Consider the following 20,830-nt stretch of genomic DNA (forward strand, 5'->3'; position numbering starts at 1 on the left):
CTCAGAAATTGTTACTGCTTTTAACGTTGAAACTGCCACGAGTGATGGCGTGCGCTGGCACAATGTTTGGCATGACTGACGAGACTATTGCGAATAATGGCAGTTCACAGGACTCGAACTCTGCAGCTTCTTCCGCCGAGCAGGCGAAGAGGAAGGCGCTGCGCGATTATATGACACTGGCGACGAAGGCGAGCCAGGAAGCGCTGAGCGATGAGGAGCTGGCTGTTTTTAACAGCACCTTGGGCGATAACGGAATCGGCGGTCTAGATACCTTGCTGGGCACGAAGTTTGTCCATGTCGGGCCGGAGCGAATTCAGATGGAGCTCGAGGTCGGGCCCGACCACCTGCAACCGTGGGGCCTAGCCAATGGCGGTGTTTATTGCTCGCTAGGTGAGACTGCTGGCTCTATTGCTGGTTTCGTTGCCTGCGGTGCGAAGAAGCCGGTCGTCGGTGTGAACAACAACACCGATTTTTACCGCTCCGCCCGAGCTGGCGAGGTAATCGTTACCACGGCGGAGCCAGAGTACCTGGGGCGCACCATGCAACTGTGGCGTATTGAGCACACCCGCAAGGCAGATGAAAAACTGCTGGCCCGCACCAACCTACGAATTGCGGTACTCGACAAGCCGCTGTAGCAAATCGTTATAGGTGGTAACGGGCCTGGTAGGAAGCTCGCAGGTGGCTTGTCGTGATTAGCTGTTTTCTAATCTGGCCACCTGCAAGTTAACTACTTGTTCCTTTTTGCGCGGTGCTCGCGGCGAGTGTCGCGAACCTCCAGCGGCAGATCCTGCTCAGCCTTGTCCTTGTTGAACTCGGCCAGGCGGTCGATGGCGTTGCGTGCGTACATCTGCTGGCGGGTGGAAACCATCTGCCAACGGTTGCGGTCCAGGACGTTCAGGCCCCAGCTGACGCAGGAGACGAGGCGGTTGCGGAAGCCCACCAGGAACATCAGGTGGACGGCCAGCCACAGAATCCAGCCGATGAAGCCGGTGACCTCAACCTTGCCCATCTTCACCACTGCGGAGAAGCGGGAGACGGTTGCCATGGAGCCCTTATCGAAGTACTCGAACGGCTGACGCTCAGCGACATCGCGGCCGTCGGCCTCAGCTGCAATGTTGGCGGCGACGTACTCGCCACCCTGAATAGCAACCTGAGCAACACCCGGCAGGTTCTCGCGGTTGGACATGTCGCCCACGACGTAGACGTTCTTGTAGTCACCAGCTGTCATGTCCTCGTTGACAACGACACGGCCAGCGCGGTCGGTCTCGGCGCCAGTCTGCTCGGCAATCATCTTGCCCAGCGGGGAAGCGGACACGCCGGCGGACCAAATCTTGCAGAACGACGGGATGAACTCCTCGGTTCCATCCTTCATGTTCTTGTAGGTGACTCCCTCTTCATTGACGTCAGTCACCATCGCGCCCAACTTGACGATGACGCCCATCTTCTCCAGGGACTTCTGAGCCTTGCGGCCCAGACGCTTGCCAAACGGCGGCAGAACCTGCGGTGCGCCGTCGAGCAGGACGACGCGTGCAGCGTGCGGGTTGTAGCTGCGGTAGGACGATGCGAGGGTGCGGTTAGCCAGCTCGGCCAGCTGGCCAGCAAGCTCAACACCAGTCGGACCAGCGCCGACAACAACAAAGGTCAGCAGGCGCTCGCGCTCAGCCGGATCGTTGGTCAGCTCGGCGCGCTCAAACGCGCCGATGATGCGGGCACGGATTTCGAGTGCGTCGTCGATGTTCTTCATGCCCGGAGCAAACTCGGCAAAGTGATCATTGCCGAAGTAGGACTGGCCAGCGCCAGCGGCAACCAGGAGGTGGTCGTATTCCCACTTGGAAGTCTGGTGACCCAGTTCCGAAGTCACAACCTGCTTTTCGACGTCGATGTCGGTGACATCGCCCTTGACAACACGAACGTTCTGAACACCGTCGAAGATCGTACGAGTGGACGGAGCGATTTCGCCCGAGGACAGGATGCCCGTTGCTACCTGGTAGAGCAGTGGCTGGAACAGGTGGTGGTTAGTGCGGTCGATGAGAGTGACGTCGACCTCGGCGCCCTGCAACTTCTTCGCCGCGAACAAGCCACCGAAACCCGAACCGATGACGACCACGTGCGGGCGTCCGGAGTGCGGGCGGTACGGAGTCTCGGTCATGTATTTTCTCCTCACAGACTTTAAAGTTCTCGAAGTTTTAGATTCGGCTTTTAGCCGGCAAGCCACAATAGTAATCCTCTCGGTGCGCCACCGCCTATTCTGGGTCCCTGCGCGGTAGGCTTGCGAGAGCAAACTCAGTTCGTTATTCGTACCTTTATGCGGCGCGATTGTTAGGAGGTTCGGGCAGGGTGAATTCGGCAAGCCGGCAGGCAATTGACGCAGAGCGATGGCCTCGGGTTGCGCGTATTCCAGAGGGGCGTTTCCTAGCGAAACGTGCCGAAATGATGGAACGCTCTTTTGAGCGTCTCTGCCAGGATAACGGCATTGAACTGGTCGAATCCGGTGAGTTTGTCGGAGAGTCCTTCATTACTCGGTCGACGGGTGACGCCGATTTGGCTATCGACGGAGTCGGTGGTGCCAACTCTAGCGGCGGCAGTGAATCTCCCACTAGTTCTGAATCGTTTCGTCCAGTCATTTTCAGCGTCATTAATCCTGTTTTCTATTCTCGACTAGCTGATTCAGAATGGCTCGGATTGGGGGAGGCCTATCTCGCGGGCGAATGGTCCAGTGATGATTTGCCAGAGCTTCTCAGCCGACTGCTCAGCGCCGAGCTTGATATTGCTTCGTTGGGGCCGCTGGCACGTGGTCTGATGAAAGTCGCGCGTTCACGTCCGCGTCTCGATGGGCCAGATATGGCGGGAGAGTTGCCGACCTCATTGCTGGAGCTCTATTCCGGCGAATTGCTGATGGGCGGTTCCGGCCTGTTCGCCTCCGGAGTGCGAACCTCGTCGCGGGAACAGATTCAAAACTATGCCCGTGGTGCTGGCAAGGGTGGGGTTCCCTCGCACTGGTCAGTTGACGTGACTTATGTCGATGCCCCGAAATCCGTCGCGCGTGCCGATTTTCTGCATGCTCAAGTGCGCAATATTGAGCACATCCTCGATCTGGCTCGAGTCCGGGCCGGCGACCGTGTCGCCGAATGGCCGTCGGCAGGCGGAGAAATTGCCCTTCGAGCTGCAGAAAGGGGAGCGGGCGCGGAGGTTATTACCGTCTCTGATGACCACACCGAAACGGTGCTGGAACGGGTGGAAAAAGCCGGATTGCGCGGCGCGGTCGATGTGATCCAGATGGATCGCAACATTCCGTCGCCACGCGAATTCGAGTCCGACTTCGAGGCGGTTATCAACGTCGGGCGTCTGGAGACCTTCGGTCGTGCAGGTGCGCTGCGCTGGCTGAAGAGCGCCGAGCGTCTGCTTGTCGACCGCGGCACCATCGTCGTCCAAATGGTGGTAGCGACGGACAAATTCGATGCGCTCGCCGAGCGCAGCTTGGACCTCGTACGCGCTTACGTGTGGCCGCAGCTGCAGCTTTTCACTGTAGAAGAGCTGCGCAAGATGGTGGACCGGGAAACCGGCCTGCGCATCGCGGCGGAAGAGTACATTCCGGCGCACTTCGCGACGACCTTGCAGCTCCAGCGAGATTTCTTTGCGGCGCATGCGCGCGAAGCCGCTGGTATCGGGTACGACAGAGTGTTCCGGAGGATGTGGAATTACTATCTGTCGCTGTTTGAAGCGCTCGTGCGCGCAGAGAAAGTCACGCTCGTACAGGTCGAGCTCGTGCATGCGCCACGCAGGCCTCACTAGCAGTGGGCAGCTCCGGGCGCGTTGGAAATTCGCCAGATAAATAAAGCCTGTAAAAATAAATCACGTTTTTAGGCAAAACCACCTCAAAGCCGGTGTTTAGGGTCTAAAAACGAAACTATGAACGCACAGAGCACCACACGTACTGCAGACATTGTTGTCGTCGGCGCCGGTCTTGCCGGATTGGTCGCGACGTATGAGGCCACGCAGGCCGGCAAGAAGGTCATCCTTGTCGATCAGGAGAATGCCAACAACCTCGGCGGACAGGCTTTCTGGTCGCTGGGAGGAATCTTTCTCGTCGACTCGCCAGAGCAGCGCCGCCTGGGAGTCAAGGACAACCGCGAGCTCGCTGAAGCTGACTGGTTCAACTCCGCGCAGTTCGACCGCGAGGAAGACAACTGGGGACGCAAGTGGGCCAAGGCCTACCTGAACTTCGCGGCAGGGGAGAAGCGTGACTACCTCCGCAATCTCGGCGTGAAGTTCCTGCCTGTCGTCGGGTGGGCTGAGCGCGGTGAAGGGCGTGCCGACGGTCACGGCAACTCGGTACCCCGATTCCACCTCACCTGGGGCACAGGCCCCGAAATCGTCCGCGTATTCGCAGAGCCGGTCGCTGAAGCTGCGAAGAAGGGGCTGGTGGAATACTGCCATCGCCACCGCGTTGACGAGGTAATCGTCGAAGATGGTCGCGCCGTCGGCGTGCGTGGCAAGATTCTGGTTCCCTGTGAATCGCTAGAGCGAGGAGTGGCGTCGTCACGCGAGGAAACAGGGGAGGACTTTGAGATCCGCGGGTCGGCCGTGTGCATTGCGACGGGCGGTGTTGGCGGCAACCTGGAAGCCGTGCGTAAGTGCTGGCCGACCGAGCGCCTGGGCGAGATGCCGAAGGATATGGTCTGCGGTGTGCCAGAGCATGTTGACGGTCGTGGTATCGAGATTGCAGAGCAGGCCGGCGCAAACCTCGTCAACCGTGACCGCATGTGGCATTACACCGAGGGCATGAAGAACTGGAATCCCGTGTGGCCGAATCACGGTATCCGTATCATCCCGGGGCCGTCGGCCATGTGGTTCGACGCAGAAGGAAACCGCCTGCCAGCGCCATATATTCCGGGCGCGGATACTGTCGGCACGATGAAGCACATTCTGGCCACCGGACACTCGTATTCCTGGTTTGTGCTGAATAAGAACATCGTGGGCAAGGAGTTTATTTTCTCTGGCTCAGAACAGAATCCGGATCTGACCGACAAGGAGATCAAGAAGCTGATTGGCAAGGTGACCTCTGGTGTTGCCGCACCTATTCAGGCGTTTATGGATAACGGCGAAGACTGGGTGGTTGCCGACGATCTGCCAAAGCTGGTCGAGGGGATGAACGAGATTGTGGAGGCGAGCTCGGGCGGGGAGTCCGGAGCCGCAGCGCCGAAGATTGACCTGGAGAAGCTCGAGGAGCAGATTCGTCAGCGCGATATGCAGACCGGTAACCCCTTCTCCAAGGACTACCAGGTCAATTACGTCAACGTGGCCCGGAACTTCCTCGGGGACAAGATCATCCGCTCCGTGCCGCCATCACCGATTTTGGATCCGAAGAACGGCCCACTGATTGCTATTCGTCTGCGCATGCTGACCCGCAAGACGCTCGGTGGCATCGAGACCACCCTCGACGGCCAGTGCTTGCACCCGGACGGAACTCCCTTCGAGGGGCTCTACGCCGCAGGCGAGGCCTCTGGCTTCGGTGGCGGCGGCGTCCACGGCAACAACGCGCTGGAAGGTACATTCCTGGGCGGCTGTATTTTCAGTGGCCGCCAGGCAGGCCGTGCGATGGCGGAAGTGGTTAAGTAGCTCCCGCATACCGCACAGTTCGGTAGAAGAAACCGCGGCTACTCCAGCCCGATGGAGAATGCACTTTCCAGGTCGTGCTGAGAGTAGGTGCGGAAAGCCAGCTGAGTCTGAGTGCGAATGACACCGTCGACCTTGCTGATGAGGTTTGGAATAATTTCCGCCAGATCATCGTGATTAGTTGCGCGCACCACGACGACCAAGTCCCAGTCACCAGTAACGGAGTAGACCTCAGTCACGCCGTCGATCTCGACGATGGTCTCGGCGGCCTCCGGAATCTTGTCAGCTTCGACATCGATGGACACAATTGCGGTAATCAAACTCATGGCTGCCTTTCCTCGGAGTTTAAACATGGGGCCCGCTGAATAGCGTGGCCCGGACCGCAAGGTACGCAAGATTGCTCAAGATACTGCGGCCCGGAATTTCATTTCTGTCACGATTCTACTGATTTCCAGAAAACAGCCTGGAGGATCCGGACGAAAGTCGGTAAAAAGGGCGCTATGACACAAACCGCATTTCAGTCCAACCCAGTCCAGCTTTCCGGAGACCTGCCCCAGGTGGGCAACAAGGCTCCGGAGTTTACCCTCACCGGTGGTGACCTCGGTGAGGTCACCAATGAGACCTTCGCTGGTAAGAAGGTCGTCTACAACATCTTCCCGTCGGTAGACACCGGTGTTTGTGCAGCTTCGGTGCGTCACTTCAACGAGGACGCTGCTGGGCTGGACAACACCGTCGTGGTTAATGTTTCGCGTGACCTGCCGTTCGCTCTCGGTCGCTTCTGTGCTGCAGAAGGCCTGGACAACGTTGAGGTTGCCTCGGACTTCCGCCACGGTTTCGGCGAAGCCTTCGGTGTTGTTCAGCAGGATGGCCCGCTCGCTGGCCTGCTTGCTCGTGCCGTAGTCGTCACTGACGAAGAGGGCAAGGTCATTTACAACCAGCTGGTCGATGAGATCACCACGGAGCCGGACTACGACTCCGCACTGGCTGCACTGAAGTAATTAGCTAACAAGCTTTCAGCAGCAAGTAACCAGCTGGAATCGACGGGGCTCGTCGGCGCACTCGCTAGGCTGTTGCCTGGCGAACTTCGCCGACGAGCTCTTCTAGTACGTCCTCCAGCGCAACGATTCCGCTGACAGAGCTCTCCGAAGTACTGTTTTCCTCCGTCACCAAGGCGAAGTGAGCCTGCTCGCGCTGCATCAGCCGCATGACCGTCTGGAGCTTGGCATCCGGGCTGACGCTTGCAAAGGTGCGAATTAGATTCCGCGGGAAGGGTCGGTCGCGGTGACCGTCGTCAAGCGAGAGCAAATCCTTGACATGAAGGTAGCCGATGAAGCTGCTGTCGGCATCGGTGATGGGGAAGCGGGAAAAGCGCGTGCGTGCGCTGAGCTCTTCGATGCCGGCGACAATGGCGTCGGGGCCAATGGTGACGAGGGTGTCGAGTTGCATAGTGACATCCGCGGCGGTGAGATGCTCGAAGCCGAGAGCTTTGTGGAGGAGCGCGAGCTCGTCATTGTCGAGAAGGCCCTGACGCCCGGACTCGGCGACGAAATCCTGCACCTGACTAGCGGTGAAGGAGGAATCGACCTCGTCCTTCGGAGTGGCGCGAAGAATCTTGCGAACCACGATGTTCGCCGTCGTATTCATCGCCCAGATAACCGGATTGAGTACCCGCACAATCACATACAGCGGAATAGCCACGAACTTCGCCGTCGGACTGGGAGCCGCAATAGCGATGTTCTTCGGCACCATTTCGCCGACAACCATGTGTAAGAAAGTGACAATCAGCAGCGCCAACACTAGTGCCACCACGTGGGCGGTGCCCGCGGGGAGTCCCAGCGCTGTCATGTAGGGCTCGAAGAAGTGCGCAATCGCAGGCTCACCGACGGCACCGATGAGCAGGGAACAGGCGGTAATGCCCAGCTGTGTTGCCGCCAGGGAGACCGACACGTTTTCGATACCGCGCAGCGCGTACTTTGCGCTGGTAGAGCCGCTGACGGCATCCGGTTCAATCTGGTCGCGGCGAGCCGAGACCATCGCAAATTCAGCGGCGACAAACCAGGCATTGAGGGCCAACAGCAAAATAAGAGTAAGTAGTGGCATGTTTTAGCCCTCCTTTTCGCTGTTGTGCTCGACGTGGTTGTGACTGGTGCCGTCCTGGTCAGCGCCTTCATTCGTGTGCGCGACTCTGTTGCCGGCGCGGTCCACCTGGACGCGAATACGGCCAACGCGGTGACGCGCCATGCGCTCGACTCGAAAAGCAACTTCAGCGGTGGTAGGCAAGTTCTCCTCATCGAGGTTTTCGTGGTCGGTGGCTTCGACCGTAATCGTGTCGCCGAAGCGAGGCATGCGATCCAAGCGTTCGGTGATAAATCCACCAATAGTGTCGGATTCTTCGCCCTCCGGCAGGACCAGGTTTAGGATCTCTCCCAACTCATCAGGGCGCATGAGACCGGAAACAATCACCGTATTGGGGCTAATCCGGCTGTAGAGCAACGAACGATCGTCCTGTTCATCGTCAATTTCACCGACGATTTCCTCGACGAGATCCTCCAACGTCACAATGCCGTCCGTGCCGCCGTACTCATCGACAACCACCGCGAACTGGTATGCGTCCTCACGCAGTTGCCGCATCAGCGGATCAAGTGTGGTCGAGTCGTTCACCACAAGTACATCTTTGGCCAGACTCGCAGCCGACGTCGTCAAGCGTTGTGCGTGTGGCACGCTGAGCAGGTCGGTGTAATGCACCACGCCGCGAATGTCGTCGACGCTGTTGCCGACGACGGGGAAGCGGGCGTGCCCGGAATCTGCGACGACCGTCAGCATCTCTGCGACGCTCTGATTTTCGATAAAGATAATCTGCGTGCGTGGCGTCATCACATCAGCCGCCGTGCGCTCGCCGAACTCAATCGATCGCGCCACCAACTCGGCGGTCTGCGGGTTAATCTTTCCTTCATCGCTAGAGCGCGTGACGACGGCACGGAGTTCCTCCGCGGTCCTGGCACTGGCGACCTCTTCCTCAGGGGAGAAGCCGAGCCGTTTTAGCACCCAATTAGCCGCGCTGTTGAGTAGCCAGACCAGCCAGCCGAATGCGAACATAAAGGCATTTTGTGGCCTGACCACCAGGTTTGCGACTTTAGCGGGCTCGGCGATGGCCCAGTTTTTGGGGACGAGTTCGCCAAAGACCATTTGAGTGAAAGTCGCGATAATGAAAGCGCCCGTAGTGCTGATTGCAGTGACGGTGGCGGGAGAGATGCTAGTGCCACCAAATGCGGCTTCGAGGAGCACGCCGAGGGAAGGCCCGGTAAGGAAACCAGCGACGAGGCTGGTGACCGTAATTCCCAGCTGTGCGCCGGAGAGGTTTGTAGAGGTGCGTGATAGAGCACGGTCTACTAAGTATGCGGACTTTGAGCCGGCGTTTGCGGCCTTCTTGACATCGTTCCTGTTAACCGTGAGGTAGGAAAACTCGACAGCAACGAAAATTGCGTTGGCGAAAACGAGGAATAGAAAGACCGCTAAGACGATGAGTGCGGATACAATCACGCGGCATCACCTGAAGTGTTCGCTGCGTTCGCTGGGGATGCTGCGGCGGTTGCTGCGGTGATTGCGCTTACTGCGGCTACAGAGAGCCCGCCAACGTTGGCGCGAGGCTCTGGGTCGTCGGACGAGCCAGATCTATCTGATGTGTCGGACGCATTGGGTCTGTCTGAGCTGCTGGATGTGTCTGAGAGTTCAGGCATGCGAGAAATCTTACAAAACATTCCTGAATAGCCGTGTAGCGAAAATCAATTCTTTGCTGAGTGGGCATGGCGGTGCGGGTTGGCGGGGCAGTCTGACTGACTGGCTGGCTGGTTAGGCCTGACGACAATGGCGCATCGGCGGTAAAGGGGAGAGTAAGCCCCTAAGGCCAAAATGTCATAATGTATATTATCGGACAAATAATGAAAGTGGTTGGCCCTGGGGTTTTCTGAATTTCCAGGACTGTCGCCTTTTTCGCCGCCGCTTTTTCTGCTGCCGTGTTCTATCTTGGCGCTTGATCTATGCCGTCGGGATTATTGCTCATTGTCCTTGGCGTTCGCTGCAAGCTCATCCGCGTTGCGGACGGCAATCTCTTCCCGCAGCCTCTTGTTCTGCCACAGCGTCATGCCAATCAGGAGTATGCCGACAGCCACGAGCCACCACGCGCCCTTGTAGGCCACGAATGCAATGAAGATAATCAGTAGTACCATTCGCACCTTTCGTGCGAGCAGCATTGCTTCGTAGGTGTTCATATCGTTGTGACTCCCAACTGGCCTACCAAAATTGTTTTTGGCAGGACTTCTGTGGTGTGTGACTAAATGGCTTTATTGCGTCACAGTGACGAATCGAGGTGTATTTTCGCTGGCTATAAGCCTCTTTGGATTAGCGCTACTGCGATTCTCTTTAGATGGCTGTGTCTGCCAGCCGCGAAACCTACGCGTCCTACGCGTCCTGCTTCTCTGCGACAATGCGCAGATTGAGTTCGCCGTTCTCCTCGATGGATGCAGCTACAAACTGTGGCAGGCGCACGTTGTAATCCAGGCGGTTGATTGGCAAAGAGCCCGACAACAAAACCAAGTTTTCGGTACGAGCGGCCTTCATTGGTACGGTGACATCATTGGTGACACCGCGGATGGTCAGGCGTCCCGGAATCTCGATATTTGCCCACTGGCCGTTATCTGGAATGCTCGAAATATCGAGTGGTTCTGCAAGCTCAAACTTAGCTTCTGGGTACTGCTCAACGCTGAAAATATTGTTGCGGACATTGATGTCACGACGTTCAATATCGCTAGTCAGAGTTGCCATATCAACAACAACGGATGCGTCCTCAAGATTGTTGTCAGCAACCTTCAGCTCACCGGTGACATCGTGAGTGGAACCGGACGTCGTCCGCCTGCTGCCCGGCAGTACCTCGTTAAAAGTAAAGCCAACGGAAGTGTTCTGTGAGTTATCGCCACCGATAATCTTCCAGGTGCCATTCGCATCAGTTGTTGCTGCAGGCAGCTCCGTGGCCTCGAAATCCCCGGTACGCACCCCTTCATGCGTGAAAACGCGATACAAAACTGGCCCCACAATAACAATTGCGAGCGCAACAACTGCAACGGCTATCAAAGTAATAATTGACTTACGGACACCAGAATTCATAGTGCTCATCCTATCCTTTTAATCCGCTATGGGATAAACCGTTCCACCTCGCGCGTTTTCATAATCAATTCCTGCGTAATCTCCTGCAGGACGGCAGTCTCCATGCCGTCGTCAAGCGCGGTGCGCAAGTCTTCGGCGAGACAACGTACTTCGAAGAGCCCGTCCCCTATTCGCTTTACGACGTCATCGCCCGCCGGCCTGCTCGTGGCATCGGTGGCGGTCTTTAGCGTGAGATCCGAATTGATTCGCTCGGCAATCGGCCTGGAAGCGCCTTTTGCTACGCCAGTGCGTTTTTCGTACGCGCGCTGCCGGCAGGCTTGGCTGCAGAACTTGCGACGGCGACCGCGGATGGCGACCTCCATTTCGCGGCCACACCACTGGCAATTGGCAGTAGTTGTGCTCGGCTTTTGATCTGACACAGAAGTCAATTATGGCATGAATACAGATTAAGGCGTTATAATGTGTGGTCTAGTATTTCTACCAAAGGGGGCACGTTCCACATGGCAGATCGAGTTCTTCGTGGCAGTCGCATGGGCGCCGTTTCGTATGAGACCGATCGCGATCATGACCTCGCGCCGCGAATGATGGTCCGCTACCGCACTGAATCCGGTGAGATCTTCGAGGTCCCATTCGCGGATGACGCGGAAATTCCAGGTGAATGGCTGTGCAAGAATGGCCAAATTGGTGAGCTGGTTGAAGGCGAAGGCACTGAAGCCAAGCCGGTGAAGCCGCCGAGGACTCACTGGGACATGCTCCGTGAGCGCCGCTCCATCGAGGAGCTCGACGTGCTGCTGGATGAGCGTGTTGACTTGCTGCGCAAGCGTCGTCGTAACGCCGCTCGCCTGCTGAAGGCTCAGAAGGAAGCCGAAGAAGCAGAGAAGAACGCTTAAGGTTTGAGCTGGCTTGCGCTAGTGAGCTTTAGGGCGCTGCAGCTGTGAATTACATGCTGCAAAATGGGTCCGGATAAGGTTTTGCTCCTTATTCGGGCCCGTTTTTTGTTGGTGCCTGGCTGCGGCGGGCCGATCCGAGTTACTGACTGCGTTTATGACAAAAATGGTCTGAAAAATGGCTTGAAACTGTCATAAACTAAGACAGTTTCACATTTGCAGCCCCCATTCATACAGGCAGCCCGTATTCACATTTGCAGCCCGCAGTCATACAGGCAGCCCGTCTCCACACAGGTAGGCCGCAATCTTTGGGGCTGCCCTAGCCCTACTTGCGGAATCGCTGCTTAAACTCGTGACCAGCCAGGCGACCAATCTCCGACCCCAGGTTTTTTACCTGCTGCGAGCGGTGCTTGAATCCCCACTTGGTGACCTGCAGCAGAGACTGCTTCACAAAGCTGCCATCCATCTTGGACTCGCCGTACTCGCGCTCAGTAAAGGTGATCGGAACCTCCTCCACCAAGAAGCCCGCCTGTACAGCCTCAAAAGCGAGCTCGGTCTGGAACAGGTACGCAGCCTTGCCAATGTTCTCGAGGTCAAGGGTTTCGAGAACTTCCCGTCGATAAGCACGGTAGCCAGCGGTGATATCCGAGATGCCCGCGCCGAGCGCCAGCGAGATGTAGAGGTTGCCGCCGCGGGAGAGAACCTGACGGCTCATTGGCCAGTTGACGGTCTTGCCGCCCGGAATGTAGCGGGAACCGATGACGACATCGGCACCGTCCTCGAGCTTCTCCAGCAGCAGATGGAACTGCTCTGGTGCGTGGGAGCCGTCGGCATCCATCTCGCAGAGAACCTCGTAGTCGCGCTCGAGACCCCAAGCGAAGCCCGCGCGGTACGCACCCCAGAGACCGCCCTTGCCCTCGCGGTGCAGGACGTAGATGTGCTCTTCGCCGTTGTCCGACTTGTCAGCGGCAGCGATTTCATCGGCGAGCTCACCGGTGCCGTCTGGTGAAGAGTCATCGACAACCAAAATGTCGACGCGAGGCTCCGCTGCGCGCAGGCGTGCAATCACGCCCGGCAGGTTTTCCCGCTCGTTGAAAGTGGGAATGACAACCAGCGTCGACTCATTTAGGGCAGTCACTCGTGATTCTCCTTAGTGCATGTTCTGCTCAGTATCCCGGCCATCAACTTCATCTGCGCCTGCCCTGGCAACTCCGCCACGGCGACGCAGGACGGCACCAACCACACAAAGAATACCGAATGCAGTCAGTAGACCTTCAATCCACGTCCCGAAGCGGGCTGCAAAAGTCAGGTGGGAGTACTGAGGCAGAGTTTCAGTGAGTACCTTCTGCTCGAAGATTTTGCTCTGCTTTACGACGTCTCCGTGCGCATCCACAATCGCGCTCACACCGCTGGTTGCGGCGACGGCCGTGGAGCGTTGGAACTCCAGGGCCCGCATGCGGCTCATGGCCAGCTGTTGGTAGGTCATGTCGGTGAAACCGAAGGTGGCGTTATTTGTGGGCGTGGCCAGCATGGTTGCGCCGTGGTTGACTGCGTTGCGGAAGGCACCATCGAAGACCACTTCGTAACAGGTGGCCACGCCTAGATTGACCTTCTTTAAACCATCGGTGCCTGGCGTTGTGACCACGGCATCGCCGTTGCCCGGAGTCATGTCTCCGGCGTGAGCGACCATGTCGGAAAAGTGACGTAGCAGTTCGCGGAATGGCATGGTTTCGCCGAAGGGCTGGAGATAGATTTTCTCGTGCTGGTCGCCGGGGCCGGTCTGCGGATCCCAGACCACCATGGTGTTTTGCACCCCATTGGTGTAGGTAAAGGTGCCGACCACGATGGGAGCGCCAATATTCATCGCGGCGTTTTCGATAATGCGTGCCGCTTCCCCATCCGTAAACGGGCTGACATCGGAGGAGTTTTCGGGCCAGATGACGATGTCCGGCTGCTCTTCCTTACCTTGGTGGACACGTCGGGCCAGCTCATTGGTGGCATCGGCGTGGTTTTGCAGGACTGCGCGGCGCTGGGCATTGAACTCTAAACCGAGGCGCGGAACATTGCCCTGGATAACCGCGACACGGGTGTTGTCAGCGGCCGTAGGCTCAGGCAGCGGTTGGGTCCACGCAGGAAGAACCCAGCCGACGAATAACGCTCCCACCAAAAGCGCAGCGGAGGTTGCATAGGAACGTAGCGTGAGCGCGACCAGTCCCGCACCAACGCAAGCAGCGAGGAAAGTGACCAATGCAGTGCTGCCGATTGCCACTGCTGGGGCCAGCGGGCCGTCGACCTGCCCCCAGGCAACGCGGAGCCAGGGGAAGCCTCCGAAAGGCCAGCGGGCTAGCAGCGCCTCCCCTGCCACGAGCGCAGCGGCCATGCCAGGGAGCTTCAGCGCGAGGGGGAAACTGGATTGCGCAATCAGCCACATCGCAAACGCCGCCGGAATTGTGAGAAGACCCAGCACAATTGAGAGCGCCACGTAGGGGCCAATGCCGACGAAGGAGCCGATCCACGGCAGTGAGAAAAGTGCCGTCGCTGTTGCCCAGCTGAAGCCCACCACTACGCTGGATTTCCAATCGGCTGCGCAGAAGAAGGCAAAAATGAGCAGGGCGAGGCCGATCCAGGCCGTCCACCACCAGCTCATGGGCGCATAGCTTAAGAATTGCAATCCACCAGCGAGGATTGCAATGAAGGCGAGAACGAGGCGCTGCTTTAGTGGGGTAAGCGCGCGAAAGCGCGCCTGCCAGCGATTCGGATTCTCCGGAATGTCTTTCGAAGCGTCTTTCTGAGCGACGTTCCCGTGCTCGCTGGAGCGCGCTTGGCGGTTAGTGTGCACTTGTATAAGAGAACTCTCTACGTTCGCGAGTTTTTGAGTTAGCGCTTGTCGCTGTCGTCCTGGTCATCATCCCAGGCGTTGTCCGGTGCCGGTGGGACGATTTTATCCTGTGGGAAGGCCTTGCCATCCGCGCCCGGAAAACCACCAGAGAATCCAGGGAACCCCGAAAAACCGCCAGCACCAGCGCCAGCTCCTGGAGCACCCGGGTTCATGCCGTACTGAGAGACCACCATCATGCTGCGGTCACTGAAGTTGCGGAGTCCGTTGAGCAGCGCCACCGATCCGCTCTTACGAATCAGCCAGCGAGTCGGCGGTAGCACCATGAGGAAACCAACAACCGTGGAGACGACGCCCGGCAGGGCAATCAGCCAAGAGCCAACCAACAGGATTGCCGAGTCAGCCACAAAGTGTCCCGCGCCCTTTGCCGAGCGCTTGATTGCCTCCTCCGGATGCTTCTGTCCGTACTCAGTAAGAGTACGAGAAGTATCCAGCAGCAACTTCTGGTAGATGCGCTTGAACTCGATGGCGGCGAAAACCAATCCCAGAATGAATAGACCCAGAACCAGCAGGACGGTCCAGCCATAGCCAATCCATTCACCAAGTGCGATAAAGGCCGCAATCTCGGCGATGAGGTAAATAATTGTGAACCACTTGCTCATAGTTCCCCAGTGTAACCGCCACTAGATGAGCAAGTGGTTACGGCTATCGGCCGGTTAGACGACGACTAGCGGTCGCCTACCGGTCAGCGCGCTCCTCCAAGTCGCCCTCTGTATCCAGGTAGGTCTGGCGCAGCAGATCCATGCGTTCCTGGTCGGGGTTTTCCCACATACCGCGCTCGGCGGCCTCCATCAGGCGCTCGGAAATATCGTGCAAAGCCCACGGATTCGACTGTTCAAAGAACTCGCGGTTTTCCGGGTTCGCAACGTACTTGTCGGTAAGCGTTTCGTACATCCAGTCATCCATGACCTGCGCCGTCGCGTCGTAACCGAAGAGGTAGTCGACGGTTGCGGCCATTTCGAAGGCACCCTTGTAGCCGTGGTTACGCATGGCCTGCATCCAGCGTGGGTTGACCACGCGGGCACGGAAGACGCGTCGCGTCTCCTCGTGCAGGGTGCGGGTGCGCACGGCGTCCGGGCGCGTGGAATCTCCCACATACGCTTCTGGAGTGGAACCCGTCAGTGCACGGACCGTGGCGATCATGCCGCCGTGGAACTGGAAGTAGTCATCGGAGTCGGCGATATCGTGCTCGCGGGTATCGGCATTCTTCGCGGCAACCTGAATACGGCGGTAGGCCGTCTTCATGTCGTCAGCTGCCTCTTCCCCATCGACGCCGCGGCCATAGGCGTAGCCACCCCAGGTCGTGTAGACCTTTGCCAGGTCCGCGTCATCGCGCCAGGAACCGGAATCGATCAGCTGCAGCAGGCCAGCTCCATAGGTGCCCGGCTTGGAACCGAAGATGCGACGCGGGCGCTCCTGCTGGTCGGCCTTCGCATGGGCGCGCACGTAGTTGTCCTCATCGGATTCATCAAGCTTGACGACGAGCTGAAACGCATCATCCAAAAGGTCGATAACATGCGGAAACGCATCACGGAAGAAGCCGGAAATACGGACGGTCACGTCAATGCGCGGGCGGCCCAGCTCCTCCAGCGGAATCGGCTCGAGGCCGACAATACGGCGAGATGCGTCATCCCACACCGGATGCACACCAATCAACGCGAGCACCTCGGCGATGTCATCGCCAGAAGTACGCATGGCGGAAGTGCCCCATACCGACAGGCCAACCGACTTGGGATACTCGCCGTGGTCGGCGCGGTAGCGCTCAATCAGGCCATCGGCGAGGTTGACACCGGTTTCCCAAGCCAGGCGCGACGGCACCGCCTTGGGGTCAACCGAGTAGAAGTTGCGGGCTGTTGGCAGCACGTTGACCAGGCCACGCAACGGTGAGCCGGAGGGGCCAGCTGGAACAAATTCGCCATCGAGAGCGGAAAGAATACGCGGGATCTCCTCGCTGGTAGCAGCCAGGCGCGGGAGAATTTCGTCGCGGGTGAACTGCAGCAGCTCGACAACCTGATCAAGGCCGTTTGGTGCCGCGATATCGGCAAATTCCTCGGAGCCGAGCACATCAGCCGCGATCTGTGTCACCGGTTGGTCGGAATTCTTCACCACGGCGGTTACCAGTGCCGTAGCCAGTGCATCGATAGAGTCCACAGCGTGGCGCTCATCGGTGCCGTCCTCGGCCAGGCCGAGAGCTTCGCGCAGGCCCGGCAGGGTCTGCTTGCCGCCCCACAGCTGGCGGGCGCGCAACATGGTGGTCACAGTGCCGATCAGGGATTCCTCTTCCGGTGCCTGGCTGAGCACGTGGAGGCCACCGCGGATGGCGACGTCCTTAATCTCGCAGAGCCAGCCGTCGACATGCATGAGCATGTCATCGAAGACCTCCTCGTCCGGGCGCTCGTCCCAGCCGAGGTCGCGGTCCATCTTCGCGGCGGTCAGCAGCGTCCAAATCTCCTGGCGGATGGCCGGCAGCTTGGCCGGATCCATGGCGGAGATGTTCTGGTGCTCGTCGAGAAGCTGTTCCAGACGGGTGATGTCACCGTAGGATTCGGCGCGGGCCATTGGCGGAATGAGGTGGTCGACAAGCGTGGCGTGAGCACGGCGCTTGGCCTGTGTGCCTTCGCCCGGGTCGTTGACCAGGAAGGGGTAGATCATTGGCAGCTCGCCGATGGCAGCATCCGGGCCGCAGGAAGCGGAAAGGCCGACGGTCTTGCCCGGCAGCCACTCCAGGTTGCCGTGCTTGCCCATGTGAACCACGGCATCGGCGCCGAAACCGCCCTGCGCCTGCGGCAGCGACAGGAAGCGGTAGCAGGCCAGGTAATGGTGCGTCGGCGGCAGATCCGGGTCGTGGTAGATACCCACCGGGTTGTCACCGAAACCGCGCGGTGGCTGCACCATGACCACGACATTGCCGAAGGTCAGGCCCGCAATGTAGATGTCCTGGGTATCCGGGTGGACGTACAGGGTTCCCGGCGCGGCACCCCACTTGTCCTGCATGTCGGAGCGAAGTTCTTCCGGCAAGGTAGCGAAGAACTTCTCGTAGGTGGCAGCGGGCAGGCGAAGCTCGGCTGCCTCCATAACCTCTTCGGTCAGCCAGTCCGGGTCCTGGCCGCCGGCCTCGATGATGGCGTGCATGAACGCATCTGGTTCATCGGCACCATCCTCGGCGGTGGCATATCCGGGGATTTTGGTGGTGTCGCCGAGGTTGTATCCGGCGTCGGCAAGCGCGTGCAGCACCTTCAACGTGGATGCCGGCGTGTCCAGACCGACAGCGTTGCCGATGCGGGCGTGCTTGGTCGGGTACGCAGAGAGCATGACGGCGACGCGCTTGTCGGCGTTGTCAATATGGCGAAGTGCGGCGTAACGGGTGGCGATGCCGGCGAGGCGGTCGCAGCGCTCGAGATCCGGGACGTAGGAAATGAGCTCGTCGGAGTCGATTTCCTTAAAGGAGAACGCGACCGAGATGATGCGGCCGTCGAATTCGGGGACGGCGACCTGTGTTGCGACGTCCAGCGGTGACAGGCCCTCGTCGTTGTCCTCCCATGCCGCCTTGGAAGAGGTCAGAGCCAACCCCTGGATGATTGGGATGTTCAAGTCGGCGAGTGCGGCGACATCCCAGCCGTCATCGTCCTGGCCAGCCTGCGCGAGTGCCGGGCGGTTGCCGCCAGCGGCAAGCACCGTGGTGATGAGCGCGTCGCAGGTCGCCAGCTCTGCCAGCAGTTCATCGCTGGCGGTGCGCAGGGATGCGGCGAAGATGGGCTTGGCGACGTAGCCGCGAGCCTCGACAGCGTCAGCGAGAGCCTCAATGTAGTGCGTATTTCCCGCCAGGTGCTGGGCGCGGTAGTAAATAATGCCGACGGTGCCGCGGGAATCTTCCGTGGCCACCTTGGAGTCGCGCTCCAGGAAACCCCAGGCCGGCATGCGAGCTGGTTCTTCAAAGCCAAGACCGGTCAGAAGCAGTGTGTCCGACAAGAAATTGTGCAGCTGTGCGAGGTTTTTCGCGCCGCCTTCCGCCAGGTAGATGTGCGTTTGCGTGGCGACGTTTGCGGGAACTGTCGAGTACTCGGTGAGTTCGGCATCGGGTGCCTGCTCACCGGAGACGAGGACGGTGGGAATACCGGAGTTCACAAAGTAGTCGATGCCGGATTCCCAGGCGCGGCGGCCACCGAGAAGTCGGATGATGACGACATCGGCGCCGTCGGCAAGCGTGGGCAAATCATCGTCGAGCAGACGCGCCGGGTTTGCCCAACGGTAGGACACCTCCGGGTTGGCCTGAGCGGCCGCGCGGGCGGACAGAAGGTCGGTATCCGAGGTCGACAGCAGCAGAATCACGGTGTAGTCATTCACTTCCTGGGGAGCAACGCGTCCCCGGTCGGCGGGAGTCTGCCTTCTAACCGATGACGAGGTCTGACTGTGACAGTGGCGCGACCGTGCGGATTTTCACCGAGCTTCTCGTCAGCGGCATGGCAGTGGATTTCTCCATCACTCTACTGCAGGGGCTATTGCTAGAGTTCCAGCGACTGCTCCGCCGGCTGATCTGGGAAGTGGGACCAGAGGAAGTCGGTGGCATTAGTCAGTTCCGCGAGCATCGGAACGATATGGTTAATGCCCGTCTTCGGTAGCACCGGTGAAGTCGTGTTTTCGACGTACTCCAGGTCGGTGAAGCCGAGATTCAGCCAGGAATCGCGCAGCTTGCGAACCTGGTTGATGGGGATGATGTCATCATGCTCACCCGAGTAGAGGTACACCGGCGCATTTGGGACGAAGTTGCCGACGCGCTGGCGTGCGAGTTCCTTCTGTACCGGCTCGTAGCGCTTAATCATCTCGCTGAGTGACTCACCGCTAGTCGTGTACTGGTCAGTGGTTTCAAACGAGTGATGGAAACCCAAGCCACCCGCGCAGTAGTTGCCCACGTTGTCCAGCAGTTCTTTGCCTTCGGGGCTGATTTCTTCCTTGAGGACTCGGCGCAGCTCCGGATCCTTATCCAGGACAGAGTTGATTGCCAGTGCAATCGCGGCGGTCAGCGTAGTGCCATCAATCTGGTCGAGGACGTTTGCGAGATCGGACGGCGGGCCGCCGGCGGCAGATGCGGCGACGTTGAGCTCTGGAGCGTAGACACCTGCACGCTCAGCGGCTGCAGCGGCTGCGGAGCCACCCTGGGAGTAGCCATAAATTCCCACGGGCGCATTTTTGTCCACGCCGAGCTCGTGTGAGGCAGACACGGCATCAAACAGTGACTGTGCCGAGGCGATGTTGTCGACGTAGTCCTGGTTACCCTGGGAATTGCGGTGGTGGTCGATCATCACCACAGTCGCGCCTCGCTTCAAGTTCGCGACCATCGGGATCGTCTCGTATGGAGCAATAATGTCCAACGGACCGAACTCAATCTTTAGGCCGGTCTGCGAGGATACCGAGGGGTCGCACTTTTCCGCGCCACCCTGCGTGCCCGGCGCGATTGCGACGACCGGACGCGGACCGCTGCCCTTCCACTCCGTCTTCGGCGTCACCACAAGGGCTGTGTCCACACTGGGATTTCCGAGGGAATCCGTGGAGTTGTAGTGAATACGCTTGGCATCCACATTCCACAGCTTGTCGTTCACCATCATCTCGGCATCCTCACTGCTGACCAGCATGCCGGCATTTGCCGTGCGCGACGGGGTCAGCGGCAGAGAATTCAGCGGAGAGGCTGCGGCCACGCGAGCCTGTTCCGGGGTCAGCTGCCTGCCTGCGCCCTCGCTACCAGACTCCTCATCGTCTTTCTCGATGCCGAGTAGCCTCTCCATATTCGGGTTCGGTACATGGCCGAAACCAGGCAGTTCGCGGTTTGCGCTTGACGACGACACCTTATCCGCCAGCCCACTATCCGATAGGCCCGGGATGTTTAGTGGCTGTGCGTTTGCAGGTGTAGCCAGGCCGATGGTCATAAGACCTGCTAGCGCTACCCCGATTCCCGTTCGGATTGTGCGACGGTTTCGTCGTGAAGCAGAGCGTGTCTGTGTCGAGGCACGGCCGGTGCCGACGGTGTCGTGTGCCTCGTGCGTGAGTGCTTCAGCGTCGTGATGTGGCATGAAATCTCCTGAATAACCCCAGATTGAAAACCCAATGAAAACTTCCCTTAATTCAGAGGAAGTTAGGTTATGAAAACAATAAGGTTTTAAAAAGGTAGATCGGTGGATTTTCAGTGAAGAATTTGTATGTTTTTGCGGAGGGGTATGAAAACTCCACTTCAGGATGGTTTCGTTGGGCTGGAAAGGGGCTGGATAATGTGCCCCTG

At 58.8% G+C, this 20,830-nt stretch carries 17 protein-coding genes; 5 read left to right on the forward strand and 12 right to left on the reverse strand.

Features of this window, described 5'->3' with window-relative positions; all coding sequences use genetic code 11:
* Positions 1 to 71 precede the first annotated feature (71 nt).
* Positions 72 to 635 carry a PaaI family thioesterase gene (locus HMPREF3135_RS01045; protein WP_231367197.1) on the forward strand — a complete coding sequence of 188 codons (564 nt, stop codon included), beginning with the start codon at positions 72 to 74 and terminating at the stop codon, positions 633 to 635.
* Positions 636 to 727: 92 nt separating this feature from the next.
* Here HMPREF3135_RS01045 and HMPREF3135_RS01050 read toward each other — a convergent pair whose 3' ends face one another.
* Positions 728 to 2,149 carry an NAD(P)/FAD-dependent oxidoreductase gene (locus HMPREF3135_RS01050; RefSeq protein ID WP_016422826.1) on the reverse strand — a complete coding sequence of 474 codons (1,422 nt, stop codon included), beginning with the start codon at positions 2,147 to 2,149 and terminating at the stop codon, positions 728 to 730.
* 188 nt (positions 2,150 to 2,337) lie between these two features.
* On the opposite strand from HMPREF3135_RS01050, the gene HMPREF3135_RS01055 reads away from it, so the two are divergent.
* Positions 2,338 to 3,792, forward strand: a complete 1,455-nt coding sequence (locus HMPREF3135_RS01055) for a class I SAM-dependent methyltransferase (protein ID WP_070437430.1) — start codon at positions 2,338 to 2,340, stop codon at positions 3,790 to 3,792.
* Between the two features lie 117 nt (positions 3,793 to 3,909).
* Positions 3,910 to 5,619, forward strand: a complete 1,710-nt coding sequence (locus HMPREF3135_RS01060) for an FAD-binding dehydrogenase (protein ID WP_049170503.1) — start codon at positions 3,910 to 3,912, stop codon at positions 5,617 to 5,619.
* A gap of 38 nt (positions 5,620 to 5,657) precedes the next feature.
* On the opposite strand, the gene HMPREF3135_RS01065 is transcribed toward HMPREF3135_RS01060, so the two are convergent.
* Positions 5,658 to 5,942: an Lrp/AsnC family transcriptional regulator gene (locus HMPREF3135_RS01065; RefSeq protein ID WP_005511316.1), complete on the reverse strand. Its 285-nt coding sequence runs from the start codon at positions 5,940 to 5,942 to the stop codon at positions 5,658 to 5,660.
* A 174-nt stretch (positions 5,943 to 6,116) separates the two neighbouring features.
* On the opposite strand from HMPREF3135_RS01065, the gene tpx reads away from it, so the two are divergent.
* Entirely contained in the window at positions 6,117 to 6,614 is a 498-nt protein-coding gene (gene tpx / locus HMPREF3135_RS01070) for a thiol peroxidase (RefSeq protein ID WP_016422822.1), read from the forward strand.
* 64 nt (positions 6,615 to 6,678) lie between these two features.
* On the opposite strand, the gene HMPREF3135_RS01075 is transcribed toward tpx, so the two are convergent.
* From HMPREF3135_RS01075 to HMPREF3135_RS01100, 5 genes are all read right to left on the reverse strand, one after another.
* Complete coding sequence (locus HMPREF3135_RS01075) at positions 6,679 to 7,716, reverse strand: hemolysin family protein (RefSeq protein WP_070437433.1); 1,038 nt, start codon at positions 7,714 to 7,716, stop codon at positions 6,679 to 6,681.
* Positions 7,717 to 7,719: 3 nt separating this feature from the next.
* Positions 7,720 to 9,156, reverse strand: coding sequence for a hemolysin family protein (locus HMPREF3135_RS01080; protein WP_070437436.1), 1,437 nt, complete (start codon positions 9,154 to 9,156; stop codon positions 7,720 to 7,722).
* 509 nt (positions 9,157 to 9,665) lie between these two features.
* Positions 9,666 to 9,884, reverse strand: coding sequence for a hypothetical protein (locus HMPREF3135_RS01090; protein WP_049193535.1), 219 nt, complete (start codon positions 9,882 to 9,884; stop codon positions 9,666 to 9,668).
* Positions 9,885 to 10,074: 190 nt separating this feature from the next.
* Positions 10,075 to 10,785 (reverse strand): YceI family protein, encoded by a 711-nt coding sequence (locus HMPREF3135_RS01095; RefSeq protein WP_070437442.1) that lies wholly within the window; start codon positions 10,783 to 10,785, stop codon positions 10,075 to 10,077.
* A 17-nt stretch (positions 10,786 to 10,802) separates the two neighbouring features.
* Positions 10,803 to 11,195, reverse strand: a complete 393-nt coding sequence (locus HMPREF3135_RS01100) for a hypothetical protein (RefSeq protein ID WP_224783748.1) — start codon at positions 11,193 to 11,195, stop codon at positions 10,803 to 10,805.
* Positions 11,196 to 11,276: 81 nt separating this feature from the next.
* Between HMPREF3135_RS01100 and HMPREF3135_RS01105 the strand changes: the two genes are divergently transcribed.
* Entirely contained in the window at positions 11,277 to 11,666 is a 390-nt protein-coding gene (locus HMPREF3135_RS01105) for an RNA polymerase-binding protein RbpA (RefSeq protein ID WP_005511311.1), read from the forward strand.
* Positions 11,667 to 11,988: 322 nt separating this feature from the next.
* Here HMPREF3135_RS01105 and HMPREF3135_RS01110 read toward each other — a convergent pair whose 3' ends face one another.
* From HMPREF3135_RS01110 to HMPREF3135_RS01130, 5 genes are all read right to left on the reverse strand, one after another.
* Positions 11,989 to 12,801 carry a polyprenol monophosphomannose synthase gene (locus HMPREF3135_RS01110; RefSeq protein ID WP_016422816.1) on the reverse strand — a complete coding sequence of 271 codons (813 nt, stop codon included), beginning with the start codon at positions 12,799 to 12,801 and terminating at the stop codon, positions 11,989 to 11,991.
* A gap of 12 nt (positions 12,802 to 12,813) precedes the next feature.
* Positions 12,814 to 14,502 (reverse strand): apolipoprotein N-acyltransferase, encoded by a 1,689-nt coding sequence (lnt, locus tag HMPREF3135_RS01115; RefSeq protein ID WP_070437445.1) that lies wholly within the window; start codon positions 14,500 to 14,502, stop codon positions 12,814 to 12,816.
* A gap of 38 nt (positions 14,503 to 14,540) precedes the next feature.
* Positions 14,541 to 15,161 (reverse strand): FxsA family protein, encoded by a 621-nt coding sequence (locus HMPREF3135_RS01120; protein ID WP_070437448.1) that lies wholly within the window; start codon positions 15,159 to 15,161, stop codon positions 14,541 to 14,543.
* A gap of 76 nt (positions 15,162 to 15,237) precedes the next feature.
* On the reverse strand, positions 15,238 to 18,888 hold the full coding sequence (gene cobN / locus HMPREF3135_RS01125) for a cobaltochelatase subunit CobN (RefSeq protein ID WP_070437451.1): 3,651 nt from the start codon (positions 18,886 to 18,888) through the stop codon (positions 15,238 to 15,240).
* Between the two features lie 173 nt (positions 18,889 to 19,061).
* On the reverse strand, positions 19,062 to 20,624 hold the full coding sequence (locus tag HMPREF3135_RS01130) for a lipase family protein (RefSeq protein WP_049170527.1): 1,563 nt from the start codon (positions 20,622 to 20,624) through the stop codon (positions 19,062 to 19,064).
* Positions 20,625 to 20,830 lie beyond the last annotated feature (206 nt).

The organism is Corynebacterium sp. HMSC14H10, assembly GCF_001807105.1.
GTDB lineage: Bacteria > Actinomycetota > Actinomycetes > Mycobacteriales > Mycobacteriaceae > Corynebacterium > Corynebacterium jeikeium_D.